Annotated in this window: 15 protein-coding genes and 1 pseudogene; 13 read left to right on the plus strand and 3 right to left on the minus strand. The window is 39.2% G+C overall.

What is annotated here, in order from left to right; genetic code table 11:
* The 9 genes and pseudogenes from IPJ86_14540 (at window position 1) to IPJ86_14580 (ending at window position 5,432) form a co-directional block, all read left to right on the plus strand.
* Window positions 1–258: a hypothetical protein gene (locus tag IPJ86_14540; GenBank protein ID MBK7888441.1), complete on the plus strand. Its 258-nt coding sequence runs from the start codon at window positions 1–3 to the stop codon at window positions 256–258.
* A complete protein-coding gene (locus tag IPJ86_14545; GenBank protein MBK7888442.1) occupies window positions 258–707 on the plus strand; it encodes a response regulator in 450 nt (149 codons plus the stop codon). The genes IPJ86_14540 and IPJ86_14545 overlap by 1 nt, the downstream gene beginning before the upstream one ends.
* A 289-nt stretch (window positions 708–996) precedes the next feature.
* Window positions 997–1,356: a cupin domain-containing protein gene (locus IPJ86_14550; GenBank protein ID MBK7888443.1), complete on the plus strand. Its 360-nt coding sequence runs from the start codon at window positions 997–999 to the stop codon at window positions 1,354–1,356.
* 179 nt (window positions 1,357–1,535) lie between these two features.
* Window positions 1,536–1,832: a hypothetical protein gene (locus IPJ86_14555; protein MBK7888444.1), complete on the plus strand. Its 297-nt coding sequence runs from the start codon at window positions 1,536–1,538 to the stop codon at window positions 1,830–1,832.
* 58 nt (window positions 1,833–1,890) lie between these two features.
* On the plus strand, window positions 1,891–2,043 hold the full coding sequence (locus tag IPJ86_14560; protein ID MBK7888445.1) for a hypothetical protein: 153 nt from the start codon (window positions 1,891–1,893) through the stop codon (window positions 2,041–2,043).
* Window positions 2,044–2,170: 127 nt separating this feature from the next.
* Window positions 2,171–2,671, plus strand: coding sequence for a YcxB family protein (locus IPJ86_14565; protein ID MBK7888446.1), 501 nt, complete (start codon window positions 2,171–2,173; stop codon window positions 2,669–2,671).
* 252 nt (window positions 2,672–2,923) lie between these two features.
* On the plus strand, window positions 2,924–3,364 hold the full coding sequence (locus IPJ86_14570; GenBank protein ID MBK7888447.1) for a hypothetical protein: 441 nt from the start codon (window positions 2,924–2,926) through the stop codon (window positions 3,362–3,364).
* Between the two features lie 295 nt (window positions 3,365–3,659).
* A complete protein-coding gene (locus tag IPJ86_14575; GenBank protein ID MBK7888448.1) occupies window positions 3,660–4,250 on the plus strand; it encodes a DUF892 family protein in 591 nt (196 codons plus the stop codon).
* Between the two features lie 148 nt (window positions 4,251–4,398).
* Window positions 4,399–5,432 (plus strand): annotated as a pseudogene (locus IPJ86_14580) (proline iminopeptidase-family hydrolase).
* A gap of 122 nt (window positions 5,433–5,554) precedes the next feature.
* Here IPJ86_14580 and IPJ86_14585 read toward each other — a convergent pair.
* Entirely contained in the window at window positions 5,555–7,180 is a 1,626-nt protein-coding gene (locus tag IPJ86_14585; protein MBK7888449.1) for an SBBP repeat-containing protein, read from the minus strand.
* A gap of 425 nt (window positions 7,181–7,605) precedes the next feature.
* Window positions 7,606–8,442 carry an FkbM family methyltransferase gene (locus tag IPJ86_14590; GenBank protein MBK7888450.1) on the minus strand — a complete coding sequence of 279 codons (837 nt, stop codon included), beginning with the start codon at window positions 8,440–8,442 and terminating at the stop codon, window positions 7,606–7,608.
* 973 nt (window positions 8,443–9,415) lie between these two features.
* Between IPJ86_14590 and IPJ86_14595 the strand changes: the two genes are divergently transcribed.
* The 4 genes from IPJ86_14595 to IPJ86_14610 are packed head-to-tail and all read left to right on the plus strand — an operon-like array spanning window position 9,416 to window position 12,903.
* Entirely contained in the window at window positions 9,416–10,006 is a 591-nt protein-coding gene (locus IPJ86_14595) for a hypothetical protein (GenBank protein ID MBK7888451.1), read from the plus strand.
* 21 nt (window positions 10,007–10,027) lie between these two features.
* Window positions 10,028–11,707, plus strand: a complete 1,680-nt coding sequence (locus IPJ86_14600; protein ID MBK7888452.1) for a hypothetical protein — start codon at window positions 10,028–10,030, stop codon at window positions 11,705–11,707.
* A 48-nt stretch (window positions 11,708–11,755) separates the two neighbouring features.
* The gene (locus IPJ86_14605) at window positions 11,756–12,406 is read left to right on the plus strand and encodes a hypothetical protein (GenBank protein MBK7888453.1); all 651 of its coding nucleotides are present in this window, start codon (window positions 11,756–11,758) and stop codon (window positions 12,404–12,406) included.
* A 38-nt stretch (window positions 12,407–12,444) separates the two neighbouring features.
* Complete coding sequence (locus IPJ86_14610) at window positions 12,445–12,903, plus strand: hypothetical protein (protein MBK7888454.1); 459 nt, start codon at window positions 12,445–12,447, stop codon at window positions 12,901–12,903.
* Between the two features lie 108 nt (window positions 12,904–13,011).
* Here the strand turns inward: IPJ86_14610 and IPJ86_14615 are convergent, their stop codons facing one another.
* Window positions 13,012–14,652: a T9SS type A sorting domain-containing protein gene (locus IPJ86_14615; protein ID MBK7888455.1), complete on the minus strand. Its 1,641-nt coding sequence runs from the start codon at window positions 14,650–14,652 to the stop codon at window positions 13,012–13,014.
* Window positions 14,653–15,015: the final 363 nt, after the last annotated feature.

Below are 15,015 nucleotides of genomic sequence, written 5' to 3' on the forward strand. Positions count from 1 at the left end.
GTGGTAGAATTGCATTCATTATCACAAGGCAATTATAGTCATATCAGTATTACAGATAATGGTATAGGCTTTAAAAATGAATTCAGGGAAAAGATATTTGAAGTGTTTCAGAAGCTTCATAGTAAGGACGAGTACGCGGGGACAGGCATTGGTCTCGCTATCGTAAAAAAGATTGTAGAAAATCACAATGGTGTTATTTTCGCCAGAGGTGAAATCAATAAAGGATCAACATTTGATATTTATATACCGGTAAAATGATGAGCAACGAACCCCTCCGTATTCTGTTAGCTGATGATGATGAAGCTGACCGCCTTCTCTTTAAGGAAGCCATTAGTGAATTAAAAATTAAAACGGTTGTGCATTCTGTCAATGATGGGGTAGACCTTATGGAAGCTCTGGCTGTGGAGAACCAGCCATTACCCCAGCTTCTCTTTCTTGACCTGAACATGCCCCGAAAGGATGGGATGGAATGTTTGAAGGAGATTAGGGCCAACGATAAGTACAATGACATTTCAATCGCTATCTTTTCCACCTCGGGAGCAGATGATGACATGGAAGAAACCTTCCTGAACGGGGCTAATGTGTATATTCATAAACCCAATGATTTTGGATCATTAAAGAAATTATTGGAAAGGGCGGTGCAGGTGACCTATATTTATCAGGAACCTCCATTTAGTAAGGAAAACTTTTTGATGAAAGTAGAATAGAATTTTTAGTGTAAGACTTGTACTAAGTACTTTATCCTTAAAATGAGATTATTTATCTCGTTATTGGGATGAATATAGTTTTTTGATGTTTTTTTAAATTCTTCAACTTTATCACCAAATACTGATTATTTATGGTGATTATCCGTGAATGATGTAACTTTTTCTACTAGTTGTGTAATCATTTTGGGAATTAAGTTATCCATCTTTGAAGGGTATGAATTTAATCAATCATAAAGTGAAAGAAGCCAAATCATTTGATCGCAATTACAATATAAGTAGAAAAGGGACCATGCATACTAGTGTGAAGGTCATAGATGAGTTGGTAGAAAAATCTATAGCTCATATCGTTGCCGAGATCATTGAGTATGTACCCCACTCCGTGGTGAGTAGAACAATTGTATCGAGAACCACAGGCAATATAACGCTTCTCGCTTTTGATCAGGGAGAGGAATCAGCGGAACGCATTTCTCCCTTTGATATTTATATTCAAATTATTGACGGCACCGCGGCTTTTCTGATTAATGGGGATCCTCATGAACTTCACACAGGGGCAGGAATCATTATCCCTGCACATGCACGTCATTGTTTTATTGCCCATGAGCCCTTTAAAATGATTTCCACGGTCATAAAAAGTGGTTATGAGGATTAACCGGTTTATCTGGCCCTATTTGATATCAAAATTTGCACTGTTATTAATAAGTACTCTTCTTCAACAGTTATTTTCTAAAGTATGTGAATTATATAAATCTTTCAGAAGTTATGTAATGTTTTTGAATGGGCTACTTCTAACCTTTGCAGCATAAAAGTTAACCATAATCAACGAGAAAGATGTTAAACGAGCAGAATGAATACCACGATCAAAAAACGACTCATGGTGAGAACGATGATAAGAATACATTGGAACTCGTTAATGAGGAATACTATTTAATAAATACTATCGGTGATGATAATACAAAACCCGATACATTGAGTATTTATCTCAAATCAAAGGATGATAGCATTCGTCCCGTAAGGTGGAATATGGAGGATGAATTCTTTCCTATAAATATTGACGCTATACCCGATTTGATTTCGGGACTGACACGAATAGCCAATCTCGATAAGAATTATTTGAATTATAAATAGTAGAGTCTTTTTTTCCTGATAGAAACTATACTTACTATTAATGGGAATAAACTGAATTATGGAAAAGACAATAATGACTATTGAAGCGCTGGCTAAAAAAGTCAGGGAGATGAGATATAAGGCAGAAATGGAAATGATTCTTCCCTTAGACCATGAGGAGGTTGAACCCGGAAAGGATCAGGGTTTGGTTTTGTCAAATTATTTTCAATAGGTGGGAATAGCGTCCTAGCTCCAACATTGGAAGGTGAAGTGTCTGATCTACTTACCATTTTTCTATAATTCTTATAATGGGATTATATTGCAGTAAAAACCGCAACCTATAAAGAGGACGTTATACTATGAAGGTTAAATCCAAAGTTACTTTCAGAGAATACGTAAATTTACTCTTCGGTTTAACTTACCAACGACCTATAATGAGGTTTCTTGCAGGAGTGGCCGCTCTTCTCTTGCTTTGGATATTTTTCTATTTTTTAAAAATATTCAGCCTGCCGGAACCAACTATTTATCAATATATCACTTTGGCTTTAATGGTTATAGTGCAACCTATAGTCATTTACACTACTATTCGAAGGGTGTATTATTCCGGTAACCATATATGCGAGGATTTAGAAATAGAAATATTGCCGGAAGAAATCAGGATTCAAGGTAAATCTTTTTACATGGAAGTTACATGGCAAAAAATGTTTAAGATCGTGGAAAAACCCGGGTGGTTTCTGATCTATCATAATAGTCTATCAGCTATAATTATTCCTAATGTGGATCTGCGTCCGGATGAAGTAAATTATTTCAGGAAAATTTTGAGGGACATAAGGAATGTACCGGTGAATTTGCAAGAATAGAACATTTTAAAATTGAAACGCTGTAGATAACTATTCAAATGAGTGAAAGTTGTAACTTTTTATAATAGTCATGTAATGTTTCGGCTCCACAAGCCTCCCATCTTTGTGCAGGATAGTATGTTGATTATCGTATAAGCACCAAACTTGAACTATCCACGTTATATGTTGTAGATGCATAGTAGTGGAGAGGGTTGAATAAATTAGAAAGTAGAAGATAATTATAAATAGAGTTTAATTTAAAAACAAAATCGTATGAAAAAGACAGTATTGATATTAATTGCCGTTATGAGTTCCCTGTTTGTACAAGCTCAAACAGATTCCTCAAGACGAACAACGAGTCCTTCGGACATCATTATCCATGCGGATAGTGTAAAAAGTGCTAATGATGAGTTTAACAAGTCACAGGAGCGAATGGAAAACTATCCGGATTCAACGCGGAAAAATAATCAATTAAATACTGCCTCAAGGGATGGTGTTTTTATGAAAGATGGTAAGTTGATGATGATTCATGACGGAAAAGTGGAGATGATGAATCATACCATGACGATGAGTAATGGAACAAAAGTCATGATAGATGGCTCTATGATCAGTAAGGCTGGATCAAAGTCAAAGATCACGGAAGGCCAGCATATTGATAGTGCCGGTAAGTTGACTACTTTGAAGAAATCGGATGAATTGATGTATGTAAAATGAGTTAGGCTATGCTCTAATAAAGACAGAGCGTATAAATAATTGCATAACATCATGACAACATTGGCGGGGAAACAGGGGATGTAAATCATTAAAGTATCTGGGCTGAACTAAAAATTCATGCATCAACGAAATTTGATTTATATCCCTTTCTCTCCATTTATAGAGGCAAGAGTGAAAGTTAAGTTTAACTTATAAAATTTATAACGGGTCACCCGTATAATCCGATCCTTAAACTTTAAAACTACAGAACAATTAATTAGCCCTGATACTAACAACCATGCAGGTAATGGAACTTATGAAAAGCAAAGCAACCAGAATTTCTTCGTTGTACAGCGTTCAGCAACAGGCAGCACAATTAGCGCTACACGCCAAATCGGATGCCGCACAAGGGTTGCACGATTTATTATTGGATGAATTGAAGGACATGTTTTGTGCGGAGAAAGCACTCATAAAAGCGCTGCCTAAAATGATTAAAAATGCTACGGCCGGTGAGTTGATTGAAGCATTAACACTTCACCTCCATATGTCGAAAGAGCATCTTACCCGGATCGAATATGCCTTTATTTTGATTGGTGAAAAGGCGGTAGCCGTCCGATGTGAAGCGATGGAAGGATTGATTCTGGATGCGGAAGAAATTGTTTCCCGAACCGAACAAGGTATGGTGAGAGATGCAGCCATCATTGCTGCCGCCAGAAAGGTGCTCAATTTTCAACTTGCAGGATACGACTCCCTTTGCTCATTTTCCAAAACACTGGGCGAACCGGAAGCTGCTAAGGTCTTTCAACATTCTATCAATGAAAAGGTGGAGCTGGAAATGAAGATGAAGATGGAGAGTATTGGAAAAGCTATTAATCTTGAAACCGTGATGTTAATCATGGAGCGATAACAGCTTTTTTCAAAAGCGTTACTTTAAAATAACCAATTTTTATTTGATGAGTATTTTTGTAAGGGAAGCCTGCTTTTCGTAGGAGGGATTCGTTTCATTTATTATTTTTGAACTTCCCATAATTCGTTAGTCAAAATTAGAAACGTATATGAAAATTTATCAGGTCATTAATTTTACCCTGTCAATTGTATTGATGGGAATTGTTTCATGCACAGAGCCCGCAACAACAGTACAGAAGGAGGACAATATTTATTTTTTGAATCCCGATACCGGTGTGCAGACAGGAGGCGTTCGAATGGTTTCTATTGAAACACCAAAAGGAAAATATAATATCTGGACCAGGAGAATAGGCAATCACCCCACTATCAAACTTCTCCTTTTAAATGGTGGCCCCGGAGCTACTCACGAGTATTTCGAGTGCATGGAAAGTTTTTGCCTGCTAACAATATCGAGTTTATCTATTATGATCAGTTGGGTTGTGGTAATTCTGACAATCCTAATGATACTTCGCTGTGGGATTTACCCCGTTATGTGGAGGAAGTAGAACAAGTTCGAATAGCATTAAATCTTTCAAAGGATAATTTCTTTTTACTTGGTCATTCCTGGGGTGGTATTCTTGCAATGGAATATGCACTAAAGTATCAGCAAAATTTGAAAGGATTAATTATTTCGAATATGATGAGCAGTGGTCCGGAGTATGGAAAATATGCTGCTGATGTCCTCGCCAAACAGATGAATCCCGATGTTCTGGCGGAAATACGAAATTTGGAAGCGAAGAAGGATTTTGCTAACCCGCGATACATGGAGTTGTTGTACGAGCATTTTTATACTGCACATATTCTCCGCTTTCCCCTGTCGCAATGGCCGGAGCCGGTAAACCGTTCTTTTTCGAAGATGAATCAGTCGTTGTATGTTACTATGCAAGGACCCAGTGAATTTGGAATCTCCGGTAAACTGGAAAAATGGGATGTAAAAAATCTTTTGAAGAACATTTCAGTGCCTACCTTGGTTATAGGAGCTAAATATGATACCATGGATCCTGAACATATGAAATGGATGTCGAAGGAAGTGCAAAACGGTTCCTTTTTGTTTTGTGCGAACGGGAGCCATATGTGTATGTACGATGATCAAAAAACATATATGGACGGATTGATCAGATTTTTGAAACGGTCATCATCGTAGTGACAGGTCGCGACCTGTCACCCATCCCCTCCGCCATCGTAATGACAGGTCGCGACCTGTCACCCATCCCCTCCGCCATCGTAATGACAGGTCGCGACCTGTCATTACACACCGACCTGTCACTACTGCTTTATTAGTTTTTTTGTAGCTAGATACTCTTTATTTCTTGCCTCAATCATGTACACTCCCGCAGGAATTTCGCTCAAATCCAGGCTGTGACTTTTTTGGAAGGAAGGAATATCCAATATTTTTTCGCCGAGTGCATTGTAGAGTTGAATAGATATCATTTCTTTATTACTGCTAATGGTCACCGCATCCTGCGCCGGATTTGGATAGACAAAAATCTCATTTTCCATCGCCGCATTTTCTTCAATGGATAGTGGTTGCTGACTAAGTTTTAGAACAAATACATCAGTGAAGCCTGCAGAAATTAAATTGTAGACTCCTGTCTCCGGATTAAAATCAGCAGTGTCGTTGAAGTTACCCGATAAATAAATGTTCCCGGACACATCCACAGCAAGACCCTTACAGCCGTCTGCTCCGGTTCCTCCAAATTGTTTTGCCCAAACAAAATTACCTGCCGGATCCATCTTGGCGATAAAGGCATCTGCATTTCCAAAAGAAGTCAGACTGATATTGCCGTAGGAAGATGTTCCTGCAAATCCACCGGCGATGTAAATAAATCCAAGATCATCTAACACAATCTCCGACGAAGTATCATTCCCTGTTCCGCCTGCCCGTCGAGCCCAGACAAAATTACCTCCTGCATCTAATTTTGAAACGAAAACATCTCTCGCTCCTGCAGAGGTAAGAAAGAAAGTATCGCTGGCTCCAAAACCCGGATTGAAATCAACGGTGCTATTGAAAAATCCGAATGTATACACATTCCCCGAGTCATCTACGGCAAGGCTGTTTCCAAAATCCTGATTAGGTCCTCCCATAGTTTTTGCCCAAAGCAAATTACCATCTGTGTCATATTTAATAATAAAAATATCGGTGTTCCCCTGATTGGGAAATAAATTTAATCCCCAATGGTATCCGGTTATATACACATTTCCTGCTGCATCGGTAGTAACTGCATAGCCGGGATTTATAAATTGAGTGGCAGCATATCTTCTTGTCCACAGGGTATCGCCCAGGTTATTGGTTTTATAAAGAAAGAGATCGTTGAACCATGTACCCACGGCATAGCAATTTCCCGCCTGATCTACTGTGGCATCATAACAACCCTGACTACCTCCATCACCCACTTGTTTGGCCCAAACAAAATTACCGGCAGCATCTGATTTTGTAAGAAAGAAATCAGCGCTTCCCGCAGAAGTAAGATTAAATGTGTTGCCCGGCGAAGGATCAAAATCTGCTGTAGCATGAAAATATCCTCCTGTATATACATTGTTTTGTGGATCAGTGGCGATGCCATAACCTATATCCTGAGCGCCCATTCCGCCGAACCAATACGCATTACCGAAGTTTCCCGCGGCCGTTATTTTGGCAACAAAACAATCACCATAGTTCGTGTCGGGTGAGATGACATTGTAAATTCCCGGACCCGGATCAAAATCGACGGTATCAATAAAGGATCCGGTAGTATAGACATCACCGTTAGTATTTACAGCCAGACTTGTACCGACCGATGATCCTGATCCTTTAAAAGATACTGCCCACTGCAAGTATAAAGCCTGTGCAGCGCAATTCGTTTTTGAAAGGATTGAAGCCATTAAAATTAAATAGATAAATTTTGTTTTCATGATCATATATGTTTGTGTAAATTTTTAATTGATAGGCATCGTTATCATTTCAAATGGCTGGGCCGGCTTATTAACGATCAGCGTCCTAATTGAAGTCCGTTGAATAGTTAAAATACAGTCCTGTGAAATCAGGAACAACTATTGATTTCAATAACAAATGTATATGAAATTTACTCAACAGGCAAAGGATGTTGCTGCGGATGGTTACCCAAAATGTAGTTTGGTAGAATTTAAAGCAGTTAAAAGCAGATCGAACTGATCGGACTTCTATGTAAATGTATTCATCAGCTGTGCTCTATAGCAGGGAGCTGTAGTTGAAATTCGTAAATGGTGTCTGTAATTGGTTTCCTCAGCGGGTGTATGTAGCCGCGTTACATGTAACGCGGCTACATACACCCGGTACAGTATCCGCATATACACTACACTCAATCATTATCAATATGCGTCCATATAACATCCTGCCAGATCCCGGAAATAGAGTAGAAATCTATCGGCTGAAGTTTATCTTCTGTCAGGAAATAGGGTTTATAGCCACAACCTGTCAGTAATGTAGCCATCTCCATGTTCATGTTTTTATGGGTATCGTAGAAACAAGTCTCCACCAGGATATAGTCAATCTTTTTCTTCGCCAACATGCCTGTAGCGCCTTTCAATGAAATCAGTTCAGCACCCTCTACATCCAATTTGAGATAACGAACTTTTTCAATGTTATTCTTTTTACACAACGTATCGACGGTAATCGTTTCGATCAGATATTCATTGTCTTCATCATTCTTCGTACCCACTTCTGAGAGGAAGGAATAGCCGCGGGAAATTACCCGGGGAGTATCAACAAAATAGGCGGTACCATCCTGACTCGAAAGCGCCATATTCATCAACACAATATTGGAACAATTCAGATACGATGTTATTTTATTGTAACAGGTCATAGAAGGTTCGAGGCCGTAGATCTTACCCGTATCACCCACCAGACCTTGCAATACTGCCGTCACATAACCTACATTCACACCGGGTTCGATGATGATATCACCTTCACGCACCACTTTTTTCAAGTGACTCACAAATCGTTCTTCATATACACCGTAATACATATAGCGGTAAAATTCCACCTGATGATCTACGGGAAAGTATACATCATTTAACTTTATAATTTCTACATCTTTCGGAGCAAGCATCAAACCGAGCTTATCGGATAAACGGTGTCTGCCTTTGAAGGTGTAATTGCTGAAGATATAACGTAATGAACTTCGTAATAATTTCATTGTTGGTTTTAGGGTTTACTGGTTTATAATAAAAAGTGGATAAGTCAGCAATTTATAAAAAAATCCCGGATATTAGACTTAAAATAATAAAATAGTTGATAAGTATTCATTTTTAGATGACATATTACCCGTTTTATTTTCTGTTAAATCATATAAAATCAATATTTTAGATGTATTCACGACATGTTCGTCCGGCTGAAAAGAATTCCCCGTCCTTGAATAAATTGTCGTCATATGCCCTTGAAAAAGCACCTTTCACCTACGATTTTTATACCTTCAGCGGATAGAAATTTCCAGAAAAGTGCAGTCCGGATGTATTCATTGTAGCCCTGTTTTTCATCTTTTTTGAAGATGAGAGTTGCCGTATAGACTATAAACACTATCGCTTATCTACATTGAGATTTTTAATCAAAGTGTAAGTACAAATTCATTTTTTCCGTTTCAAAACTCCTGTGTCCTTTATTCCAGTGCAGAATCTATCACCAATTCTGGTGAAAAACACATCCGTTTTCTTTAAACTTTTTTCCGGCACAGCCTTAAGTCTTTTCAATTTCTCACTCCCTATCTTGATAGCAACACCTCTAAAGATGGAGCTTTTTCATATTTTATTCTGCTGTATTTCGCACTTTCATACACCTATCGCCCCGTCCGGAATGCCAGTTTCGTACTTCCGTACCTGCTTGCCGGCAGTCAGGTTTCATACTCTTTTCGTAACTTTCGTAACTTTCGTATTTCGTACTTTCGCACCCTTTTCGTATTTCGTATTTCGTAATTTCGCACCCTTTTCGTATTTCGTATTTCGTACTTTCACACTTTTCGTAACTTTCGTATTTCGTACTTTCGCACCCTTTTCGTATTTCGTATTTCGTACTATAATACCACCCATCTTAAATTTTAGTTGGAAGTATGATACATTTTATTATTTTTGCTCATAGTCGGTACCGCTTAGGCTGTATTTAAATTGAACTATACTATGCAAATATTATCGTCGCAATTTCTTTCATTGAAAAATGTTTTCACAGTAATAGTGATGATTACCTTTTATTCGCCAGGAATATTTGCGCAGGAAAATGCTTCTTTAAATGAATTATTTTCAATATGTAAGAAGGCACAATCTCAAACAGAGGATAACGGAAAAACACTCATTATGTTTGTCCAGCAAAGTGATCCCCGCTATTTCGATGGAGTAAAATTGTACAATGAGGCCCGTTCCTCCTTTGAAGAATGGATCGAATACTATACATTGGAAATGGAGGATCTCATTAACCGCAGAGATAAAAAAGTAGATGAAGCGGGTTTAAAGAATAAAATTACGACCGCCCTGGAAGCAGTGCAATCATTTGATCGTTTTGCAGTTTCGCTAAAACCTATGAATACATCCAACCCTTCTGTTGCACGAAACTATACACCCGGCATTGGCGAAATAAATACTTGCTTTAATTCGGCCGTTGGTTTTATGAAGATAATAATGGATGCCAAAAGGGAGAAGCAGTTGACCATGAAGAAGGATCTCGTCGACCGCTTAAGTCGTTATCATATTATGCCATTTAGTTCTCTGAAATAATCACCCATAAAAAGTAATGAAATGAAAAAGTATTTACTATCTGCTGTTTTAGTTCTGGTTGGCGCCGGAATGCTTGGTTACCAGAATTTTTTCTCGGGAAGTATAGATGATCTGGAAATTAAAATCGAAAACACGCCGGTTATCATGCCCGCTTGCTATAAAGTATATGGCAATGAGGAAGCACTGGATGGCCGCTATTTTCTTTTTAAGATGATGCTTACCAATAACGGTTCACGTCCCATTAAAAACGTAAAGGCTTCGTATGAGATCCCAAAATTTGTAGACGAAACGGAGCTGGGAAAAATATCGGTGATTAATCCCGGTCAGTCTATTGTGATCGCTTGTTATCCTGCTTTCAAGGATAATATCATTGAGAAAACTACTTCTTCCAAAGAGAAAGCTAAGATTACTATTTCATCTTCCGGTGGTGATCAGGAGCAGGAATTCGGATTTGAAATGAAAGGAAGAAATGAATTTTTGTACACCTGTATCAATCCGGAGGAAATTCGTAGTTATAGTGATGTTTACGATAATAATGATTTATTGGCATGTTATGTTACACCTGAAGATCCCATCATCAAATATTATACACAACAGTTGAAGGAGAAAGTGCTGAAAGGTGAAACCGCTTCGGTTACCAATGATCCCAAGGAGGCTGTTCGGTTTCTGTTAGGTGTTTATCAGGGGACCTTTTTAAGTCATATGGTGTATAGCGGTACTTCCGGCGTTCCTTCCCGTTTTGATGATTTGCAGTCCATGGTACAAAGCCTTCGTCTCCCTCGTGAAGTGGTGACAGGAAATACAGGACTATGTATTGAACTTTCTTTGTTTTATGCATCGGTATTAATGGCAGCAGGTCTTGAACCCATCATTTATCTGATCCCCGGTCATGCGTATCCCGGCATTAAAGTGAATGGGCAGTATTTTGCGATTGAAGCAACGTGTATTGGAGGTGAAGGTATGGGAGGAAGAGAAGATGCGGAGACGGCTTTTAAGAAAGGAATGAAGTCGCTGGATGATTTTATCAAAGCGGCGCAGATGGGAGATGAACGTTACAGTATTGTAAATGTGCGTGAGTTGATTGCAAAACAAGTTACACCCATGGAGTTGAAAGATGATCAATTCCTGCGTCAGAAGGTGGAGAAAATTGCGGAAGGCTGGGCAGGTGGAGCATTGCCTTCCGGTGCCGGTGGAAATATGGTGGCAGTAAGTAATCAGGATGGTGGTAATACCGGTGGTGGGAATGATGGCGGCGGTGGTGGAGGAAATGGTGGCGGTGGCTCTTCTTCAGGGATGGCTACGTATACAGGGGCCGTTAGTTTTAATTATCCTTCGCATTGGAGTCGTGTAAATAGACCCTTTCCAAATTTACCACAAGTCATCACGGCCATGGTTCCTCCCGATCAGATGGCCACCATTCAGGTGTATCAGATTCCCGGTGCCAACAATGCCAATGAGGCTTTGCAGATTATTCAACAGCAGTTATATGCTTCCGGACAAGAAGTGCAATACCAGCAAGCGGGTAGCCGTGGCAGTTATCAGGTATTCAATGGTGTTACCAATAGTATGAACGGTTCATTGCAATGGCAGGCCTTTTTGAAGAGAGGCAGCGGCGGAGTGGTTGGAGTGATAATGGGCACAGCAGAAGGAGCGGAAAGTTACAACGGCGTGTTGAATCAGGTGAAATCTTCCATCAAATAATTAAATTTTATAAAAAGAAAGATCATGTTATATTCAAAAATAAAATCAATGATGAACCAAAGGAACAGATGTTCTGTTATGCGTTTAATGTGTTTGACAGTGCTGCTTTCGCTTAGCAGCCTTGTATTATTTGCGCAGGAAATTAAACCGTTCAAAGTGAGCATAGAGTTTAAGCTGGACGAGAAAGGGAATGCCCAGGTAACCTATGGATCGAAAATGAATGCCGGTCAATGGGATAATTTTAAACGGAGCATGGGGAATAATCAGTCCTTACTGAAGCGTCAGATCGAGCGTGGCCTCCCTGCTTATTTCCTTTCCGATTTTGAATATAAAGAAGATGCCATGGATCGCGCCTATACCCTTACCTTTAATGCCTATGGTGTTTGTAAAGTGAATTCCACCGGTAAATGGGTGATTGATCTGGATACAAAGAATCCGGATGTAACAAAGGTTTCAGATAATGTCTATATGATGATTTCAGAAGCTAGTGCCGGAGGACAATTGATTCAAACCAATCAGAAAATTATTTTCCCGGAATCCGCTTCTGATATCAAAGAGGAGAAGGATGCTTTTGGAAAAGCACATTTTACCTTTAGCATGGGCAACACTTCCATGTCAGGAAAGGTCATGCAGTATGGTGGAATTTTATTGATCATTTCAGGTCTGTTCCTGGGATGGAAAAAATCAAAACAAGCTTAATCGTTATGGTTAATCGAAAAATGGTTAACGGCTTTTCCATGAAAATAGTAGCTGCTTGTATTCTTCTCCATTTTTTCAGCCCAGTTGCTGTAGCTCAAACATCAAACCCCAATTATGATTCCACATTGGCAAACAAACTGAGTGCCGATGATTATGGAATGAAAAAATATGTGTTTGTAGTTTTGAAGACCGGTTCCAATACCACAACAGATAAATCATTTATCGATAGCTGCTTTTCCGGACATATGAGTAATATGACCCGAATGGTAGATATCGGAAAGCTCATCGTCGCCGGACCCTTTATGAAAAATGCTGATGCTTTCCGTGGCCTCTTTATCCTAAATGTTGAAACGATAGAAGAAGCCAATGAACTTTTAATTACCGATCCTGCAATCAATGCGAAATTGCTGGAGCCCGTTTTGTATAAATGGTATGGTTCAGCGGCATTACCGGAGTATCTGGAAGCGGCAGATAAAATCTGGAAGTCGAAACCTTAAACAGTTTTGATAGGATTTCATTTTACGGTTCAACCGAAGTGAACCAAATGAAAAATCCGGCAATGCACCCGAAAGAGTACATTGCCGGTGGAAAGTGATAAATGGAAATTAGTTTTTTACTATTTTAATGGCTTTGCCATCATTCAGACTTATGAAATAGATCCCGGGGGCCTGATTCCCTATCGATAATTGCAACGTGTAAGTGTCTTCAGTATTTACACCGGAAGAAATAGTTCTTCCTTGCAAATCAAACAAGCGATACTGCTGGATCAATTGATCGCTGCTGATGTTTACGAAATCATTTGTCGGATTGGGATAGGCAGAGACGGTGGCTGCTGCGGTTTCATCTCCAAGTCTGGTGATGATGGGGGAATAAATGCGGGTGAACATTTTATAGTCGGATAGTTGAAATGCATTACTGGTTTTATCCTGATAGCCGGTTATGGCAAAGAGATTTGAAGGAAGCAAGGTGATTCTGTTTCCGCAAGCATTGTTGTTTACAATGGAATCTCTGTAGAAGTTGGAACCACCTGTTAATGCATAGAATCCGGCAACAAACATATTTTTCTTTGAGCCATTGGTTTTGATGCCCGTTAAATAGGTCGTTCCGTAGGTATTGGAAACGGCATCAACGAGGACGGATGTGTATGGTAAGGAAGTTCCATAGTAGGAGGCAAGGTTAAGTAAGTCTGCAGAATATTTACCCACCTGGTAATTGTACACACTTGTTGTTGCATCTTTGGCATAACCTGCTACAAGGATATCGGTGGCAGTGGCAAGTGTTATTTTAACCGCTTCGGAGTAAAAAGTAGTTCCGGGATTAAAAGTTCTGGAGTTCACTGTTGCTCCATTTGATTTATTCAGACGACGAATAACCCAGCTATGTTTGTTGTTCGGATTGTTACGCATACTGCCGGCTACATAAACATGACTGCTGTTAAGCGCTACTGAATTGTAAATATTTTGACCAAAATCCAGTGTGCCGGCAATGGAATATACTGATGCCAGATTTGTTCCCAGACGAATAATGAGATGGGCAGTTTTGTTGGTAGTAGTATCGGTTATGCCACCGGCAACATATACCGCCTGATCCGTTTGACTGTACAAAATATCTTTGGGCGTTTCACGGAATTGATCAGAGGTGTTTAAATAGTTGTACAAATAGAAATATTGTATGTATAAAGAGTTGACCAACGAACTTTTTGTTAAGCGAACCACTGCCAGTGAACTCGCATTTCCGTTTGATTTGTTGCAGGCAATAAACAGAATTCCTGAGTTTCCGGATCCGGCAATCGTTGCATCAACAGGATTGTAATATCCGGTGAAAAAATTTGTACTTATAGGAGTAGTGAAATTGGTAGCACTGTATTTGAGAACAAGTAATGAAGAAACACCGGTCGTTACATGCACAGCATTGCAAACCACATAAAAGTAGGTTGAACCGTCATAAATTATTTTTTTCACATACTCCCTGTAGCTGGTATTGTTGTAAACGCCTTCTGTAGTAACTGAACCGCCGCTATTGTATTTGATGACTTTAACGCCTTGCGTCGACATCTCCTTCATCTGTTCACCGGCAACAAACATATTGCCGTTTGCATCGGCAACAATGTCTTCAGCTACATCGTTTGCATAAAGCAATTGGGGGTTGGAGAAGTAATCATAATAAACAGTGGAGTGGCCGATGCCTTGTGCATGCGTTGATCCGTTCATCAGAACGAGGGCTAATAGAATAGTAATTGTTTTCATGGTTTTCATTTTATTTTTTTGGTTTATATGTTAGAACGGTTCAAAAGTAGATGCAGGTGAAGGCCCGGACTGCCGTTGTTTTAGAAATGGCATTTATTAAAATGTAAATGGTCGGAATCAAAACATTTTCGGTAGAAGTATTTATTAGTAGAATGTCATTTGCTTTTATGGCATTCTATTTTAAAAGTCGAGTCGACTATTTTGCCAATTAAAAAATGAAGCGAATGACGTAAGCAGTATACGTCCCAAAATACTTATAAAGAAACTATACTCGAAATTGTACTTTGACTAATAAAAGGAGATGAAAACAAAAAACCCCTGAAGTAATCATGTAATGACCGATCGCGACCTGCCATTACATGA

The sequence above is a fragment of the Bacteroidota bacterium genome (genome assembly GCA_016713925.1).
In the GTDB taxonomy this organism is placed as follows: domain Bacteria; phylum Bacteroidota; class Bacteroidia; order AKYH767-A; family OLB10; genus JAJTFW01.

Bases quoted from the DNA above. Each gene is read 5' to 3' on its own strand.
- IPJ86_14545 (MBK7888442.1), top strand. From the start codon at position 258: ATGAGCAACGAACCCCTCCGTATTCTGTTAGCTGATGATGATGAAGCT.
- IPJ86_14550 (MBK7888443.1), top strand. From the start codon at position 997: ATGCATACTAGTGTGAAGGTCATAGATGAGTTGGTAGAAAAATCTATA.
- IPJ86_14555 (MBK7888444.1), top strand. From the start codon at position 1,536: ATGTTAAACGAGCAGAATGAATACCACGATCAAAAAACGACTCATGGT.
- IPJ86_14560 (MBK7888445.1), top strand. From the start codon at position 1,891: ATGGAAAAGACAATAATGACTATTGAAGCGCTGGCTAAAAAAGTCAGG.
- IPJ86_14565 (MBK7888446.1), top strand. From the start codon at position 2,171: ATGAAGGTTAAATCCAAAGTTACTTTCAGAGAATACGTAAATTTACTC.
- IPJ86_14570 (MBK7888447.1), top strand. From the start codon at position 2,924: ATGAAAAAGACAGTATTGATATTAATTGCCGTTATGAGTTCCCTGTTT.
- IPJ86_14575 (MBK7888448.1), top strand. From the start codon at position 3,660: ATGAAAAGCAAAGCAACCAGAATTTCTTCGTTGTACAGCGTTCAGCAA.
- IPJ86_14585 (MBK7888449.1), bottom strand. From the start codon at position 7,180: ATGAAAACAAAATTTATCTATTTAATTTTAATGGCTTCAATCCTTTCA.
- IPJ86_14590 (MBK7888450.1), bottom strand. From the start codon at position 8,442: ATGAAATTATTACGAAGTTCATTACGTTATATCTTCAGCAATTACACC.
- IPJ86_14595 (MBK7888451.1), top strand. From the start codon at position 9,416: ATGCAAATATTATCGTCGCAATTTCTTTCATTGAAAAATGTTTTCACA.
- IPJ86_14600 (MBK7888452.1), top strand. From the start codon at position 10,028: ATGAAAAAGTATTTACTATCTGCTGTTTTAGTTCTGGTTGGCGCCGGA.
- IPJ86_14605 (MBK7888453.1), top strand. From the start codon at position 11,756: ATGATGAACCAAAGGAACAGATGTTCTGTTATGCGTTTAATGTGTTTG.
- IPJ86_14610 (MBK7888454.1), top strand. From the start codon at position 12,445: ATGAAAATAGTAGCTGCTTGTATTCTTCTCCATTTTTTCAGCCCAGTT.
- IPJ86_14615 (MBK7888455.1), bottom strand. From the start codon at position 14,652: ATGAAAACAATTACTATTCTATTAGCCCTCGTTCTGATGAACGGATCA.